Annotated in this window: 17 protein-coding genes and 4 pseudogenes; 6 read left to right on the top strand and 15 right to left on the bottom strand. The window is 49.1% G+C overall.

All coding sequences use genetic code 11. The annotated features are described in order from the left end of the window. Positions 1–263: 263 nt before the first annotated feature. The 4 genes from tnpC (HII33_RS03930) to HII33_RS03915 all read right to left on the bottom strand — a co-directional run bounded on the left by tnpC (HII33_RS03930) (position 264) and on the right by HII33_RS03915 (position 3,142). A complete protein-coding gene (gene tnpC, locus HII33_RS03930; RefSeq protein ID WP_179394486.1) occupies positions 264–1,814 on the bottom strand; it encodes an IS66 family transposase in 1,551 nt (516 codons plus the stop codon). 64 nt (positions 1,815–1,878) lie between these two features. After that, a complete protein-coding gene (gene tnpB, locus HII33_RS03925; RefSeq protein ID WP_179394485.1) occupies positions 1,879–2,256 on the bottom strand; it encodes an IS66 family insertion sequence element accessory protein TnpB in 378 nt (125 codons plus the stop codon). After that, positions 2,246–2,431, bottom strand: coding sequence for a hypothetical protein (locus HII33_RS03920; RefSeq protein ID WP_179394484.1), 186 nt, complete (start codon positions 2,429–2,431; stop codon positions 2,246–2,248). Before HII33_RS03920 ends, tnpB (HII33_RS03925) begins: the two co-directional genes overlap by 11 nt. 72 nt (positions 2,432–2,503) lie before the next feature. Further along, positions 2,504–3,142 (bottom strand): helix-turn-helix domain-containing protein, encoded by a 639-nt coding sequence (locus HII33_RS03915; protein WP_179394483.1) that lies wholly within the window; start codon positions 3,140–3,142, stop codon positions 2,504–2,506. 278 nt (positions 3,143–3,420) lie between these two features. Here HII33_RS03915 and HII33_RS03910 point away from each other — a divergent pair. From HII33_RS03910 to HII33_RS03890, 5 genes and pseudogenes are all read left to right on the top strand, one after another. Next, positions 3,421–4,120: pseudogene (locus HII33_RS03910) on the top strand (N-acetylmannosamine-6-phosphate 2-epimerase). 2 nt (positions 4,121–4,122) lie between these two features. Then, positions 4,123–4,326: an ROK family protein gene (locus HII33_RS03905; protein WP_179394482.1), complete on the top strand. Its 204-nt coding sequence runs from the start codon at positions 4,123–4,125 to the stop codon at positions 4,324–4,326. Continuing rightward, a complete protein-coding gene (locus HII33_RS03900) occupies positions 4,245–5,036 on the top strand; it encodes an ROK family protein (RefSeq protein ID WP_179394699.1) in 792 nt (263 codons plus the stop codon). The genes HII33_RS03905 and HII33_RS03900 overlap by 82 nt, the downstream gene beginning before the upstream one ends. Continuing rightward, positions 4,996–5,811 (top strand): MurR/RpiR family transcriptional regulator, encoded by an 816-nt coding sequence (locus HII33_RS03895; protein ID WP_179394481.1) that lies wholly within the window; start codon positions 4,996–4,998, stop codon positions 5,809–5,811. Before HII33_RS03900 ends, HII33_RS03895 begins: the two co-directional genes overlap by 41 nt. A gap of 29 nt (positions 5,812–5,840) precedes the next feature. After that, positions 5,841–6,659, top strand: coding sequence for an alpha/beta hydrolase (locus HII33_RS03890; RefSeq protein ID WP_343036826.1), 819 nt, complete (start codon positions 5,841–5,843; stop codon positions 6,657–6,659). Between the two features lie 257 nt (positions 6,660–6,916). On the opposite strand, the pseudogene HII33_RS03885 reads toward HII33_RS03890, so the two are convergent. From HII33_RS03885 to HII33_RS03845, 10 genes and pseudogenes are all read right to left on the bottom strand, one after another. Then, positions 6,917–7,252: pseudogene (locus HII33_RS03885) on the bottom strand (transposase); the annotation flags it as partial. Positions 7,253–7,548: 296 nt separating this feature from the next. Beyond that, positions 7,549–8,484 (bottom strand): annotated as a pseudogene (gene tnpC / locus HII33_RS13760) (IS66 family transposase); the annotation flags it as partial. A 12-nt stretch (positions 8,485–8,496) separates the two neighbouring features. Further along, a complete protein-coding gene (locus HII33_RS13755; RefSeq protein ID WP_246287259.1) occupies positions 8,497–9,075 on the bottom strand; it encodes an IS66 family transposase in 579 nt (192 codons plus the stop codon). A gap of 43 nt (positions 9,076–9,118) precedes the next feature. Further along, the gene (gene tnpB, locus HII33_RS03875; RefSeq protein ID WP_179394697.1) at positions 9,119–9,484 is read right to left on the bottom strand and encodes an IS66 family insertion sequence element accessory protein TnpB; all 366 of its coding nucleotides are present in this window, start codon (positions 9,482–9,484) and stop codon (positions 9,119–9,121) included. Then, positions 9,474–9,656 (bottom strand): hypothetical protein, encoded by a 183-nt coding sequence (locus HII33_RS03870; protein ID WP_179394479.1) that lies wholly within the window; start codon positions 9,654–9,656, stop codon positions 9,474–9,476. Before HII33_RS03870 ends, tnpB (HII33_RS03875) begins: the two co-directional genes overlap by 11 nt. Positions 9,657–9,712: 56 nt before the next feature. Next, positions 9,713–9,901, bottom strand: a complete 189-nt coding sequence (locus HII33_RS03865; RefSeq protein WP_179394478.1) for an IS66 family transposase — start codon at positions 9,899–9,901, stop codon at positions 9,713–9,715. Between the two features lie 43 nt (positions 9,902–9,944). After that, complete coding sequence (gene tnpB, locus HII33_RS03860) at positions 9,945–10,310, bottom strand: IS66 family insertion sequence element accessory protein TnpB (protein ID WP_057821159.1); 366 nt, start codon at positions 10,308–10,310, stop codon at positions 9,945–9,947. Beyond that, positions 10,300–10,482, bottom strand: coding sequence for a hypothetical protein (locus HII33_RS03855; RefSeq protein ID WP_057821157.1), 183 nt, complete (start codon positions 10,480–10,482; stop codon positions 10,300–10,302). The genes tnpB (HII33_RS03860) and HII33_RS03855 overlap by 11 nt, the downstream gene beginning before the upstream one ends. Before the next feature lie 191 nt (positions 10,483–10,673). Beyond that, entirely contained in the window at positions 10,674–11,207 is a 534-nt protein-coding gene (locus HII33_RS03850) for a biotin transporter BioY (RefSeq protein ID WP_179394477.1), read from the bottom strand. A 142-nt stretch (positions 11,208–11,349) separates the two neighbouring features. Next, positions 11,350–11,976, bottom strand: a pseudogene (locus HII33_RS03845) (IS30 family transposase); the annotation flags it as partial. A gap of 261 nt (positions 11,977–12,237) precedes the next feature. On the opposite strand from HII33_RS03845, the gene HII33_RS03840 reads away from it, so the two are divergent. Beyond that, a complete protein-coding gene (locus HII33_RS03840; protein WP_179394475.1) occupies positions 12,238–13,266 on the top strand; it encodes a transposase in 1,029 nt (342 codons plus the stop codon). 285 nt (positions 13,267–13,551) lie between these two features. Here HII33_RS03840 and HII33_RS03835 read toward each other — a convergent pair whose 3' ends face one another. Then, positions 13,552–14,229 (bottom strand): zinc ribbon domain-containing protein, encoded by a 678-nt coding sequence (locus HII33_RS03835; RefSeq protein ID WP_179394474.1) that lies wholly within the window; start codon positions 14,227–14,229, stop codon positions 13,552–13,554. Positions 14,230–14,289: the final 60 nt, after the last annotated feature.

Genomic DNA, 14,289 nt, shown 5'->3' with positions numbered 1-14,289 from the left:
ATTTCGGCAAACCGGGTTCCCTGCCACGCTTGCGCAAAGGAACTGATTATTGATTTCCTCTCCAGGATGCTCGTGGTAAGCCAAATATAGGCGCGTCCTGGTTTGATTGTACAATAGACTCAAATTTTGGTTCAGCGGTAACTGCTCGATGTCATGAACCACTTTCACCGCTGCTGCAAATTGATGTAAGCACCCAATAACCGACCGCCTTGCAAACTAAGAAGGGGCGTAATCCGCATTCTCGGATTACGCCCCTTCGTTGTTCAAGCAATCTCTTGTTTTGATGGCTTCAGATACTGATTCCAAGGTAAATAAGACTCAGCTTGTTCTCTCGTAGGAGAAGTGGGAAGCTGCGACAGCTCGTGCAGAAGACGTTCGATGTAAGTTCTTGGATCCAGTCCGTTGGCCTTTGCGGTCTCAACAATCGTCATCCAGATGGCGTTGGCCTCGGCACCCTTCGGGCTCGTCGCAAACAACCAGTTCTTGCGACCGATCACGAAGGACTTCATGTTTCGCTCTGAAGCGTTATTACTCAGATCGATCTCGCCAAACTCCAAGACACGGTTGAGCATTTGGCGCTGATTCAAGGCGTAGGTCAAAGCGACGCCCAATCGCGACTTTGGCGCTGGAGCGGCTTGTTCACACCATGCCCAGAACTGATCGATCAGCGGTTTCAGGTCGGTCTGTCGACACTTCAGACGCTCCTCTGGCGAGAGAAGGCGCCACTGTTCTTCCGAATGGAACATCTGGTTGAGCAGCTCTAAAGGCTTCGTGCGAGTGAACTTACCTTTGACCTTCGCGGCGTCATCGTAGAACTTGCGTCTTACGTGGGCCCAACAACCAACCCGGATGACGCTGTCGCCGAGGAGATTATAACCGGCGTAGCCATCACACTGCAGGACACCCGTATAACCTGAGTAAATTTGCTGGGCGAACTTACCGGAACGGGTATTGCCATATGCGTAGTAGACGACCTGCTGGTCGGCGAGACGAATACTGCGCTCGACCCAGATGTAAGACTTGCTCCTGGCAGACTTGCCAGGTTCTCTTAACACTTGGAATGGTGTTTCATCACCCTGAAGAAATCGCTGCGATAAGAGATGTTCATGCATAAGATCATAAACTGGTCTGACGATTTCTGCGGCGTTAATGACCCAGTTGGCCATCGTTGTTTCGCTGACGATCAGGCCATCACGCGCCCACTCCAATTTCTGGCGGTAGAGTGGGGTCCCCAGAGTATATTTCTGATGAAGCACCTCGGTGACTAATGATGGGGTTGCCTCGCTGTGAGGAAACAACGCCTGCGGCGCCTGGCCTTGATACAGGTGAGAGACGCCATCGGATTGTTCACAGTCAGCGCACTTGTATGTCGCTTCATAAATGTTCTCAACATAGAGTCTACCTGGAATGTGTTGCACGACCTGGCGAACAAAGTGTTTGCCGACCTTTATTAGCTGATGTCCATGTTCGCAAACGCTGCTTTCGCGCTCAATAACCGTTTCTTCAACCGGTAGATTAACATCAATGGTTTCAACGCGGCGCCGTTTAGCTTTACGCTGGGTTGACGTTACGACTGCTTCTTCGCTTTGTTCCCCAGTCTGCTCTGGGTCCGTAAAAACACTACTGTCCTCCAACAGAGAAAGCTGATTCGGATCAACCAGCTTCTCTGAATGAGACCCGTAGAGTTTCCGAGTTAAATATACGACCTGTTCCGTCAGGGCCTGAATTTGGTCAGTCAGACTCCCAACCTGTTTGGTAAGTTCGCTATTTTTCTCGAGCGCCTGCTCGAGTAATTCTTCAGTCGTTTTCGCCATCGGCGTGGACCTCAATTCATCAAGATGGGCTGAGTGTACCACTGATACGACAGGCTTCCTAGCTTTATTTAGTGGACACTTTACCAGAATTCGGCGCCTGTCTTTGTGGACAGTAAGGCCGAACTGTGGACTCCAGTCCCCAGCCCGATAACAGCCGTTCTAGTTGTTTTGCGTGTAGCTTTTTCACCTCACTCTGGGTCGTTGGCCACTGAAGTCGGCCGTCTTCGATCCGCTTATAGAGCAGTATGAATCCATCACCAGCCCAGTAGAGGGCTTTGAACCGATCCTTGCGTGTGCCACAGAATAGAAATAGCGCTCGACTGTATGGGTCAAGTTGATATTCTTCCTTGATCACGCCAGCCAAACCATCGATGCCGCGACGCAAGTCGGTCTTGCCACAGATCAGATAAATGCCGCTTAGTCTACGCACATCAATGAGCATCGTTGAACACGGCTTTCAGTAGGGCGTCAAGAATGTAACCTTGAATCCGGCCATAGACCACCACGGTCTTATTGTCACCAATCCTGATCTGGAACGCCTTAGTCGGCACGCTCTGAGTCTGCCGGCGTTGATTCTCTTCCAATTTGATGCGAACAATCTCTGGCTTCTCATCCAATAAAAATCACCTCACCATATTTGATGAGGCAATCATATCGCCCAGAAGCTGGCATTCATATCCGGTCTGTTATTAGGTGCTTACAAATTGATTCCGGTAAATCAGTTCCATGCTGATTGCCTGGCATGCAATGACAGCGTAAGCAAACGGCGATTCTGACCAGGCAATTTCCATCTCTGTGGCGTGTTGCCGGGCCACAGCCCAACATTGTTCCAGTAAGTGCAGCAATTCAGACTGCTCTAGCAATGATGACCGGGTCAACCTGGACGCGAGACGAATTTCAAATGTACCCCATGGTTGAACCTGGTTGAGATGAGTAAGAACAACCTGAACCATATCCCGGGTTGCTTCTCCTTTTTGCGTATACGTATCCGTAATGATCAACCGTTCAATTCCCGCCAACCGATAATACGGCCAGCCGGTCTTATCAAAAAGCGCCAGCAAGTGCAGACCCCAATCATGATACGTTTTAAGTGTACCGCTTGGACCAGCTAGCGGATTGGCCGAATCAAGACCAGCATACCCATATTGCAAATAATCAGGGTTGCCATTCAACCGCGGTAACAGCTGCAAGAAAGACTGCGTGCTCAGCTCATTTTCCCCACGCTCAAAACGGGACAACGCCGCGTCAGAAATAATGCCATGCGCCACCTGATGAATCGTCAAATTGCTATCCAGCCGCTGCTGGCGGAAAAACTCCCCTAATTCCATTCGACTTCTCCCTCAATACATGATGTGTCGATAATACCACAGAATCTTTCACCACTTAGTTCCCCGTCCTGCTTTGAACCAGAAGGCCCTGTAAATACACCGCAATTTCCCACTTATGTAAATGATATCCATCACATATCTACTGCAAAAATCATTTCCATATGGTATCTTAAACTCGTGGCGTAACACAGTTTTTGCGCCCTTAACCGCTCACAAGGTTATTTGCCATTACCCGCAGCACGCGGTGTAATGCATCTTAGCGGAAAGAGGGTCTGATCATGGACTTGAATACACTCAAAGGCCACCTGATTGTCTCGTGTCAGGCATTGCCTGATGAACCGTTGCACAGCAGTTATATCATGTCCCGTATGGCCAAGGCCGCCGAATCGGCTGGGGCGGCGGGGATCCGGGCCAACTCAATGATCGATATTCTGGCGATCAGGGAGGTGGTCTCTTTACCCATGATTGGCATTATCAAGCGGGAGTATCCGGGATCACCGGTGTACATCACGCCGACGTCGCTGGAAATTGACCAGCTGGATTTCTGCGGGGTGGAAATCATTGCCATGGATGCCACGAACCATCCCCGTCCGGAAATGCCGCTGGCGGAATTAATCGCCTATGCCCGGGCCAAGTATCCCCAGATTCTGCAAAGCTTCCGACACGGCAACGGTGACGGAAGCTTTGCAGGCGCAACAGCTGGGGTTCGATATCATCGGCACGACAATGCACGGCTACACGGCCGAGACCCAGGGGCAAAACATTGCTGACAACGACTTTGCTTATCTGAAACAGCTGATTCCAGCGGTCACAAAACCGGTGATCACCGAAGGCAAGATCGATACGCCGGAAAAGGCGCGGCGGGCCATGGATCTCGGGGCATTCGCCGTTGTAGTCGGCGGCGCGATCACCCGCCCGCAGCAAATCGCCAAACGGTTTGTTGCGGCCATTGATCAGCCGGAAGAACAGGAGGCGTGACCATGGCCCTGCTTGCGCTGGATATTGGCGGTACGACAATCAAACATGCCCTGTTCACTGAAGCCGGTGAGCGCATCACCGCAGTACAAGAAACGCCGACGGAAAGACGGCTGCGGACAATCACATTGCCGCCCAAGCCGGGACCATTTACCAGGCGTACCACCACTCTGGTATCACCGGTGTCGCCATCGTCAGTGCGGGCGTAGTTGATCCGGACACTGGCACGATCGTCTCGGCCGGCTACACAATTCCCGGTTACATGGGCACGCCGTTAAAACAGAGTGTTGAGAACAGCACCGGTGTCCCCTGCTGGGTCGAAAACGATGTGAATTGTGCCTTGCTCGGCGAGTTGTGGCGCAATCACTATCCCAAGCAGCATATTTTCTGTATGACCATTGGTACCGGCATCGGCGGCGCCATTCTGATCAACGGCCAGCTCTACCGCGGCGCCAGTTTCGGTGCCGGGGAAGTGGGTTGCGTGAATCAAAACGGCCAGGATTTCCAAACCTACGCCAACACGCAGGCACTGATCCACCGGGCCGCGGACGCTGCCAATCAGCCCTTCACTACCGGCTATCAGGTCGTGCACGCCTTTCGTGACGGCACTCCAGATGTGCAAAACGCCGTGCAGCTCTGGCTGGACGGCATCGCCAGTGAACTCGTCAATATCAATCATTTACTGAATCCCGAATTATTCATCATTGGCGGCGGCATCATCGAAGGCGCCCCCGAGTTCGGCCAATTGCTGGACGCGGCGTTTCGCCAGCGGCTCACCGCGCAGCAATACGCGGCCACCGCCCTGAAGACAGCCACCCTAGGCAACGAAGCCGGGATGTATGGGGCTCTCTACCACTATTTACAGAAAGAGGCGGCGCATGGACATGGACATTCTCAAGACGATCGAGCGCACGTTTAACGCATTTCATCCCAAAGAACGCGCCGTGGCGCTCTACGTCGTCAATCACCCCCGGGACGTCCGGGAAATGAAAATTACTCAACTGGCCCAAGTCACCCACACGTCCATCGCGACGGTGAATCGGTTCAGTCAGAAAATCGACTGTAAAAGCTACGCGGATTTTAAAATCCAGCTGGCCGTCGTCACGACGGAACAGCGGCCGGTCCCGGCCGCCAATTCTGACGACACACTGCAGCAGATCAACGAATTCTACAAGCACGTGATCAATAAGAGCGTCGAACGCCTGGACGAGGAGACCATTACCCAAGTAGTGGCCAAAATCTCCCAAGCCCGCAAGATTTACGTCTACGGTATCGGCAGTTCCGGGCTGACGGCCAAGGAATTCGAAACGCGCTTAAGCCGGATGGGGTCAACGGCTTTCGCCTGCACCGATTCCCACAGTATGAAAATTGCTGCCTCCCTGCTTACGGCGAAAGACCTGGTCATCTGCATCTCAATCTCCGGGAACACCGTGGAAGTCATTGAGGCCGCACAACTGGCCCGCCAGCAGGGTGCGACGATCATTTCGTTCACCAGCTTCCAAAAGAGCAAGCTGACCGAGACCAGTGAAATCACGGTCTTGGTGTATAATGCGCTGTTCCTGAACCGGGAGAATTTCATCAATTCCCAGTTCTCTCTGATGTACCTGATCGACGTCCTGTCCGTTTATCTGCTCCGCGATCCGGCGCACGCGGCCGACATGGCGCGGACGATCTCGGTCATTCATCCCTGGTAAAATTTCTTTAGAAAGCAGGCGCTGCGGCAGTGCACTATATCCAAAAAGTCATCACTGAAGGCCCGGGCACCGCCCAATTCACGGGCTATGTCATTGACAATAATCATGAAATGGGCAGCGACCGCGTTCGCCCGGCCGTGCTGATCTTTCCGGGCGGCGGTTACGAGTTCATTTCGCCCCGGGAGGCAGAACCAGTGGCCTTGAAGGTCCTGGGGAGGGGCTATCATGCTTTTATCTTGAAATACTCGGTTTATCCGGCACTGTATCCCATCGCCCTGCGCCAAGCGGCCCAAGCGATTCTGCTGATTCGGCACAACGCTGCCGCGTGGCACGTGGAACCGGACCGCATCATCGTCCTGGGTTTCTCCGCCGGCGGCCATCTCGCGGCCAGCTTGGCCACGATGTGGTCCGCCCCTGTATTGCAAGACACGGCCAGCGATCCGCGCCTGTTGCGGCCCAGCGGTCTCGCCCTGGCCTATTCTGTCCTGACTGCTGGCCAGTATACCCACCAGTCCTCCATTGACCATCTGCTCGGGCCGGAGAAACACAATCCGACCTTGCTGCACGATGTCAGTCCTGAGCTGCACGTCACGGCCGAGACACCGCCAACATTTCTCTGGCACACCATGGCCGATGATTTAGTCCCAGCTGAGAACTCACTGCAGTTTGTGCAAAAGCTGCGCTCTGCCAGGGTGCCGGCGGAGCTGCATCTTTTCCCCAACGGCGGCCATGGTCTGAGTCTGGCAACGGACGAAACTCGAACGCGCAAGGGAACAGAAGTTGACCCGCAGGTGGCGATCTGGCCGACGTTGTTTCAGAACTGGGTAAAAGAAAACTTTTCTGCATAGCATCGGTAAAGGGCCGGCCCATTACCGATAAGAATCCTCCCTATCGATAATGAGCCAGCCTTTTTTCTACCCAAAGTCAAGCCTATCAAGGAATTTCTTTTCTTGATTCGTTATTGATTCCTACAAAGTCCTTGGTTCGGGTCCTCAGGAGAATGTAGTGATGCTTCTGAAGGGTCCTTGAGGTACACCAAACAGAACTTTGCTCTTTCGGTTTTTGAACAAAGCCTATAGAATGGAATTGTGCATGACGGCTTTGCTTACCTGCCTAGCGAGGCTTTCTGGTAGTCATAAGTCTGATTGTGCATGACAAGGTGGTAAATAGTTCTGATGAGGCGGGAAACCGCCGCAATGGCAATCTTCTTAGTCCCTTTCGACTGAGAAGATTGTTTTTTCTTTTCGTAGTAATCAACGATGTGGTTGGGGTGGTTAGGCAGCTTAGCGACCGAATCCATGGTCCCAATCATCTTGAACAGGATCTTACGGGCGTAGGGATTACCCCGCTTGGAGATGTGATCGGCTGCCTCGTAGTTGCCGGATTCATAGTGTCGCAGATCAATGCCCACGTATGAGTTGATCTGATTAGTTGAGGAAAATTAGTGGTGAATCATGATTCGACGGAATCGTGGTTCACCACTTTTCTTTTTGGTAAAGTGGGGTCGAAGTTGACATGCCGTGGGCCTTTTTGGGTAAGCACCTAATAACAGACCGGATATGAATGCTAGCTTCTGGGCGATATGATTGCCTCATCAAATATGGTGAGGTGATTTTTATTGGATGAGAAGCCAGAGATTGTTCGCATCAAACTGGAAGAGGATCGTAAGCACCTAATAGCCGACCGTTGAAATAAGCCAACAATCTCGTCCGTTGAGATTGTTGGCCTATGCTAGTTTCAAGCGATTGTTTTCACGCTTGAATCGATACTCATTGATTTCCATGGCAAACACGCCTCCAACGATTCAGCTTTCGCGAAGGTTGGCAGCTGTGAGACTATTTCTAGTAGCTGAGTGATATAGTCGCGTGGATCCACTCCATTAGCCCTGGCGGTCTCGACGATCGTCATCCAAATAGCGTTGGCTTCTGCACCTTTGGGACTCGTGCTGAACAGCCAGTTCTTCCGCCCAATCACGTAGCTCTTCATATTACGCTCGGATGCGTTGTTGCTCAGATCGATCTCGCCATAGTCTAGGACCCGGTTTAGTGCTGCACGTTGGCCTTGCGCGTAGGCGAGGGCCTTTCCCAACCGATCTTTCGGCAGGTCGTCGGCCTGATCACACCATTGCCAGAATCGTTCTATCAACGGTTTCAGCTCTTGTTGCCGCTTGTTCAAACGTGACACGCTATCCAGACTGGCCCAGTCTCGTTCAAATGCGAACATCTGGTTAAGTAGCTTTAGACCAGGTGTCATCTGCTTAGTGTTTTTGAAGTCATCAAAGAACTTGCGCCGCACATGTGCCCAACAACCAACCCGGGTGATCGTGTCGCCGAGAAGATTGTATCCGGCGTAGCCGTCACATTGAAGTACTCCTGGAAAACCGCTGTACAGACTTTGCGCGAACTTCCCGGAACGAGTATTCGCATAGGCATACACCACGATCGGGGTATCGCACCGTGTGATGCTTCGCGCAACCCAAATATACGACTTGCTTTGCGCAGACTTGCCAGGCTCTTGAAGGACCTGATAAGGCGTCTCGTCACCTTGAAGAAACCCTTGGCTCATCAAGTGAGTGCGCATCAGGTCGTAGACGGGCTTCACCAACTCGGCGCACTTAATCACCCAATTGGCCACCGTCGTTTCGCTGAGTAGGACACCTGCACGCTGCCAATCTTTGAGTTGTCGTTAAAGTGGTGTCCCCAAGATGTATTTTTGATGCAGGATAGACGCGACCAACGATGGCGTCGCGATGCTATGGGCAATCAGTGCCTTCGGCGCTGCACCATGATAGACGTGACTACCCTCATCTTCCAGTTCACAAGTCATACACTTGTAGGTTTGTTCGTAGATCTTCTCGACAAATAAACGTCCTGGAATCCGGTGAACGACTTCGCGAACGAAGTGCGTACCCATCGTCCTCAAATCGTGCCCTTGGTCGCAATGTTCATCTGTCTTAGGAACGATAGTAGTTCTTACCGGTAGATTCTTCGCCAATAGCTGCCGCCGCGTCGCTTTGGGCTTACGAGGCATAAGCGGTTCATCATCTGTTACTTCTTCGCTTTGTTGCCCAGTTTGCTCTGGGTTGGTAAAAACACTATCGTCACCTAATAGCGATGTTTGGTTGGGATCGATCCGCTCTGAACGACTACCATAACGTTGGCGCGTTAAATACGCCACCTGTTCGGTGAGTTGCTGGACTTGTTGGATCAATTGCGCATTCTGCTCAAGTGCCTGCTTGAGTAAGTCTTCAGTCGTGGTTGCCATTGACGCTACCTCGTGATATTTGTTGGCAGTAGCTTACCATGAATCACCGTCTTTGACTAGCGTTACTTGTTGACCGTTGGATAGGCCTGATCGTTGATTCAATCGCCCATCCGGAAAGTAAGCGAATCAATTGTTTAGTATGGAGCTTCTTCACCTCTCCTTGTGTGTTTGGCCACTGAAAGCGACCATTTTCGACACGCTTGTATAGCAATAAGTAGCCATCACCATCCCAGTACAGTGCTTTGAACCGATCCTTTCGAGTACCACAAAACAGGTACAGTGCCTGGTTTTGAGGATCGAGTTGATATTGTTCTTGAACGATCGTCGCAAGGCCATCAATACCGCGACGTAGATCGGTCTTTCCGCATACCAAATAGATACCGTGAAGCTTAGTCGGATCAATGAGCATCACTGAACACAGCTTTCATCAAGGCATCCAAGATATAGCCTTGGATGTGGTTGTAGACAACGACCGACTTATTCTGATTGATCTTGATCTGTAACGCTTTGGAGGGCGCCGATGGTTGAGCGCGTGGTGGACGGTCCATCTTGATTTGAACAATCTCGGGTTTATTTTCCATTAAAATACCTCACCAATCTTTATGATGAGGTAATGATATCTTGAATTTAGACGCATTCATATCCGGTCGATTATTAGGTGCTTACCCAACAATGAGGTTTGGTTGGGATCGATTTGTTCCGAACTACGCCCAAAACGATGATGAGTTAAATAAGCTACTTGCTCCGTCAGGAGTTGAACTTGTTCAAGTAATTTGGCGTTTTGTTCGAGTGCTTGTTTAAGCAGATCTTCCGTCGTGGTTGCCATTTGCACTGCCTCGTTATCTTTGTTGGCAGTAGCTTATCACTAATCATCGCGTTTGACCATGATTACTTTTTGGCGGTCGTATCGGCTTGATTGACGATTCAATTGCCCAACCTGAAAGTAGACGAACAAGTTGCTTTGTGTGGAGTTTCTTCACCTCGTTTTGATTGGTTGGCCACTGAATGTGGCCATTCTCAATGCGTTTGTATAATAATATGAAACCATCACCGTCCCAGAATAATGCTTTGAATCGGTCCTTACGACGCCCACAGAATAAGTAAAGCGACTGATTATGCGGATCGAGTTGGTATTGCTCTTGAACGACTGCCGCTAGGCCATCAATACCGCGGCGCAGATCAGTTCTACCGCACACCAAATAGATTCCGTGAAGTCGTGTTGGATCAATGAGCATCAGTAAACACGGCTTTCATGAGCGCTTCAAGAATGTAACCTTGAATATGATTGTAGACTACGACTGACTTGTTACTGTCAATCTTGATCTGTAGCGCTTTGGTCGGTGCTTGGATTTGAGAATGCAGGGTTTTGTCCATCTTGATTTGGACGATTTCTGGTTTATCTGCCATATAAATACCTCACCATTTCGTTATGATGAGGTAAGGATACCGCCAGGCAACGGCGATTCATATTCGGTCTGTTATTGGGTGCTCACCTCTTAACAGTATATCGGCCTGCCTGATCGTAGAATTTGCCATAAGTAAGACTCCTGTCTTAACTATTAATTTGATGCGAGTAGAAGAGTTGTTGATCTTGGGGGTCAAGCAAATGAAACGATTGCCTTTTTTAGTCCTTCATATACTGCCGTTACAAGTATCACCTTTATGATTAGGGGAATAAGGAACGGGAAGAAGCCAATAGAGAAGGCTTTTAAAATTGAGGCATGCATGAATAACTGAATCCAAAGCGTTCCAAGGAACAGTTGAGCAATCGCCCCAATCGCGTTCATAAGAAATACAGCAAATGCCGATTTATCAGTTACTTTTAACAGTAGCGAGGTTATGAGTGCATAAACTAGAAAGGCCCATATATAGCCACCAGTTGGTCCTGCTAATACAGGTGCTCCGCCGGAAAGACCGGCAAAGACGGGTAAACCAATGGCGCCTAGAATGATATATGCCGATACGACTAAAACCGAATAGCCTGGGGACAACATGGTGGCGATAATGCCTACTGCCAATGTTTGGAGCGTTATTGGAACGATGGGAAGCGGAATGGTTAGCTGTGAGCAAACGATCAATACTGCTAACATCAATGCTGAGAGACTCAAATTGTGTGCTTTATTAGTTGTCAAAACATCCTCCTAATTTTAATGTTCTCTATTGGTTCAATGAAATTCGTTCTATTTCTGATACTCTGATACAGTGTAAGAATGTTCTGCGGGCAATTGCCCTCAAGTTTAAGTTGCTACGTTTTGCATCCTTGAATTGTAAAGCTAAGTGGAACATCTCTGACCAGAAGACTTCCAGTGAAGATTTCCATCCGAACATCTTGCGCGGCCGGGTATTGATTTGCCACACCATTCGGTTGATTTCTTCGTCTGTAATCGTAGCGATGTCTATTCCCTTGGGAATATATTCCCTGATCAATCCATTTGTATTTTCGTTGCTTCCTCTAGCCCAAGGTGCGTGGGGATTGGGAAAGTAGAATTCCACTTGATACTGGTCCGTGAGCTCTCCATGCCGTCCAAACTCTTTTCCTCGATCAGGAGTGACTGTATGCAGAATTTCATGTGGGATCTTTGCGAACATTGCTTTCAATGTTTCAAGCACGGGCAAAGCCTTCCTACCTGTGGCTCTTTGCGCTAATAACAATCGGCTACGTCGGTCAATCATAGTGACCAGAACGTCACCACCGTCCCGGCCAACGACAGTATCAAGCTCCCAGTCACCAATGCGAGAACGTATATTAGCTGCTGAGGGTCTCTCAATCAGCTTGTGTGAAATCGGAATCTTGCCTCGTTTCTCGACGTAGCCTTTCTTATGTCTTGTTTTACCTCGGTGGCGCAATTTACGTGCAATTCCTCTTGCGCCGTGACTTTTAGGCATACCAAGGTTATTTCGAGCAGTTAACTTTGCACCACAGTACACACAAAAATTCATTTCATAACTCTTATTGACCATACAATTGACGTCCTTTATAGAAAATCTTTTCAGCGTGGTTCCGATATCATCTGACCCCGGTTTGACCACATACTAATTAAATAGCAAATGAGTTACTCTATTTCTAGATGATGTACCCTGGATTATTCATAGAATTTCAAAAAAGCAGCGCAATTCCACGATTCACACGGGACTGCGCTGCTTTGGTGTTTCACCCATTGGGTGCGCCTATATGCTAAGGTTGAGTCGACGAAAACCATCACGAAAACGAGGCTTCACACCATCTCAACTTTAACCAGCTTATCCCTGCAATGCAATACCAATGTGACTGTGACCGCCGACGGCGGTCAACTTTCAAATGACGCCGGGCTCGTTTTGTTCCAAGAGTTTCTTCATCGTATCAACTTTAGGCAACTTGCCAATCAGTGCCTCAAGTTACCAGACCAACGACGATTCTGGAAGGCCTGGATGATCGACATCTTCTTGGAAAAATTGTTGCTCGACGTTGCCGGGTATTTACATGACAGTAGTGCCAATGACTGGCAACGTGATCCCGTACTGGCGGCCACCTTGGGTAGCTCTCGGCTAGTCTCACAGCCCTCACTTTCACGGTTTTTCAAGCGCCTTGAAGACGCCGACCTAGATGACTTGATGTGCGACACACATGGCGTCGACTTTTTGGTTCGACTCAAGGCAAATTCAAAGCTTGGGAAGCTGGCAGAAACGGCCTTAGTGGATTGCCCTCAAAAATATGAAGAGAGCAAATGCGTCTACCACGAATTCAAGTATCAGGCCGCGTCATGGGGTAAAGCTCACCGTGTTATCGTATGTTCTACTCATACGGCAGATGAGCTAGTTCCCTGGAACCACGCATTCGTAGTGACCAGCCTGGCCTCTGAGGCTCCAGAGACTTTGTTCAAGACCTATAGACAGCGGGGCAATGCTGAGAAACAAATTAAGGAGCTGAAATGCGGGTTTGGCTTTGACAAAACATACAGCTCAACTTTTGCACGGAACACTGCACGAGCCTTGATCACCGGTATTGCCTATAACCTGGTTCAGCTCTTTAAACAGCTCTTTGTCTCGGAAGACCGTCGTTCAACCATCTCCTCGCTACGGTTCAGTCTCTTTCACATCGCCGGTAGGATTACTTGGCACGCCCGTCGTGTGGTGATTCATCTTGCTTCTAACTATGTTTACAAGAACTGGTTTAGTCGGCTCATGGACGAAGTCCATCAGTTGGCGACCTGAACTGAATAACTGAATAGGTCGTGCGTCGAGCCGAAAACTGGGTCGGTCTGTTCGTGGTGCATCGATCACCAACTTCTCCGCTCAGTCAGTATTCGCAACGCTCCAAACGTTGCTTTCAGACCGGCCAGATGCGATTTCATGTCCCAAATACCGAGGTGAATAATCCAGGTGTACATAGCCATTATTGATGATAGCTAAATTTATTTGCACTTCATACCACTCGTTCATTCAATACTTTTATTTTTAATACTGATATATGATACTGAAAATTCACCTCACCCTACTTTAGTTGATCCATTCCTCATATTGATAATCAGTCCAGGATTCTGCGACTGAGGCGTTTGAGTCAATATCATTCATGTCATCCTTAGAAAGCTGCTTATGATAGACTTTATCATTATCATCTTTCTTGACAGCAATAATTTCTTCCCAATAACTATCCGTATGGTTATTGTAAATGCGTATCAAATAGACATAACGATTATGTGACTTGAATACGAAGGTGCCGGTTTTGGAATTTTTCATGACAGAATAGGCATTTATTGTATGGTCAACATTTCCCTGAACTAAACCTTCATCCAATTGACCATATGCCCGCATACGTAAAATATTTTGATCATGTTTATTGCTATATCGCATCACCTGATCCGCAGTCCCTAATCCCCTTGGCATCCAAGGCTTTGTTGTAAAAATAAAAATGCCTAAACCCATCAACATGATAAAGAAAATGCTAAATTTCTTGGAATGTCCAGCATTTTCGGAAGTTGAATTCGACTCATTATTTACTTGAATAAATTTGCTAGAGGCAGGATCTATCCTTTGCGTTGCTTTCGCTGCACTAGATGAATTCAACAGGTTATTATTCTTATCTGTCGGACCATACAGATCAAAACCGCAATGCGGACAAAATTTTTCATTATTTGAGACTGATGTACCGCACTTAGGACAGAAATTTGTCTTCATACGTATCCTTGATACCTCCTGAACACCGAACTTTAATATCGATAAACTTTTAATTTCTAA

Source organism: Lacticaseibacillus absianus, assembly GCF_013407595.1.
GTDB lineage: Bacteria > Bacillota > Bacilli > Lactobacillales > Lactobacillaceae > Lacticaseibacillus > Lacticaseibacillus absianus.
Note: the sequence above shows the minus strand (reverse complement) of the source record. Positions and strands in the feature narration are given on the sequence as shown.

Coding starts and splice junctions, on each gene's coding strand:
- HII33_RS03855 (WP_057821157.1), bottom strand. CDS start 10,482: ATGGCAGATAAACCAGAAATCGTCCAAATCAAGATGGACAAAACCCTG.
- tnpB (WP_057821159.1), bottom strand. CDS start 10,310: ATGCTCATTGATCCAACACGACTTCACGGAATCTATTTGGTGTGCGGT.
- HII33_RS13755 (WP_246287259.1), bottom strand. CDS start 9,075: ATGGCAACCACGACTGAAGACTTACTCAAGCAGGCACTTGAGCAGAAT.
- tnpB (WP_179394697.1), bottom strand. CDS start 9,484: ATGCTCATTGATCCGACTAAGCTTCACGGTATCTATTTGGTATGCGGA.
- HII33_RS03895 (WP_179394481.1), top strand. CDS start 4,996: ATGGACATGGACATTCTCAAGACGATCGAGCGCACGTTTAACGCATTT.
- HII33_RS03915 (WP_179394483.1), bottom strand. CDS start 3,142: ATGGAATTAGGGGAGTTTTTCCGCCAGCAGCGGCTGGATAGCAATTTG.
- tnpB (WP_179394485.1), bottom strand. CDS start 2,256: ATGCTCATTGATGTGCGTAGACTAAGCGGCATTTATCTGATCTGTGGC.
- HII33_RS03865 (WP_179394478.1), bottom strand. CDS start 9,901: ATGGCAACCACGACGGAAGATCTGCTTAAACAAGCACTCGAACAAAAC.
- tnpC (WP_179394486.1), bottom strand. CDS start 1,814: ATGGCGAAAACGACTGAAGAATTACTCGAGCAGGCGCTCGAGAAAAAT.
- HII33_RS03835 (WP_179394474.1), bottom strand. CDS start 14,229: ATGAAGACAAATTTCTGTCCTAAGTGCGGTACATCAGTCTCAAATAAT.
- HII33_RS03905 (WP_179394482.1), top strand. CDS start 4,123: ATGGCCCTGCTTGCGCTGGATATTGGCGGTACGACAATCAAACATGCC.
- HII33_RS03870 (WP_179394479.1), bottom strand. CDS start 9,656: ATGGAAAATAAACCCGAGATTGTTCAAATCAAGATGGACCGTCCACCA.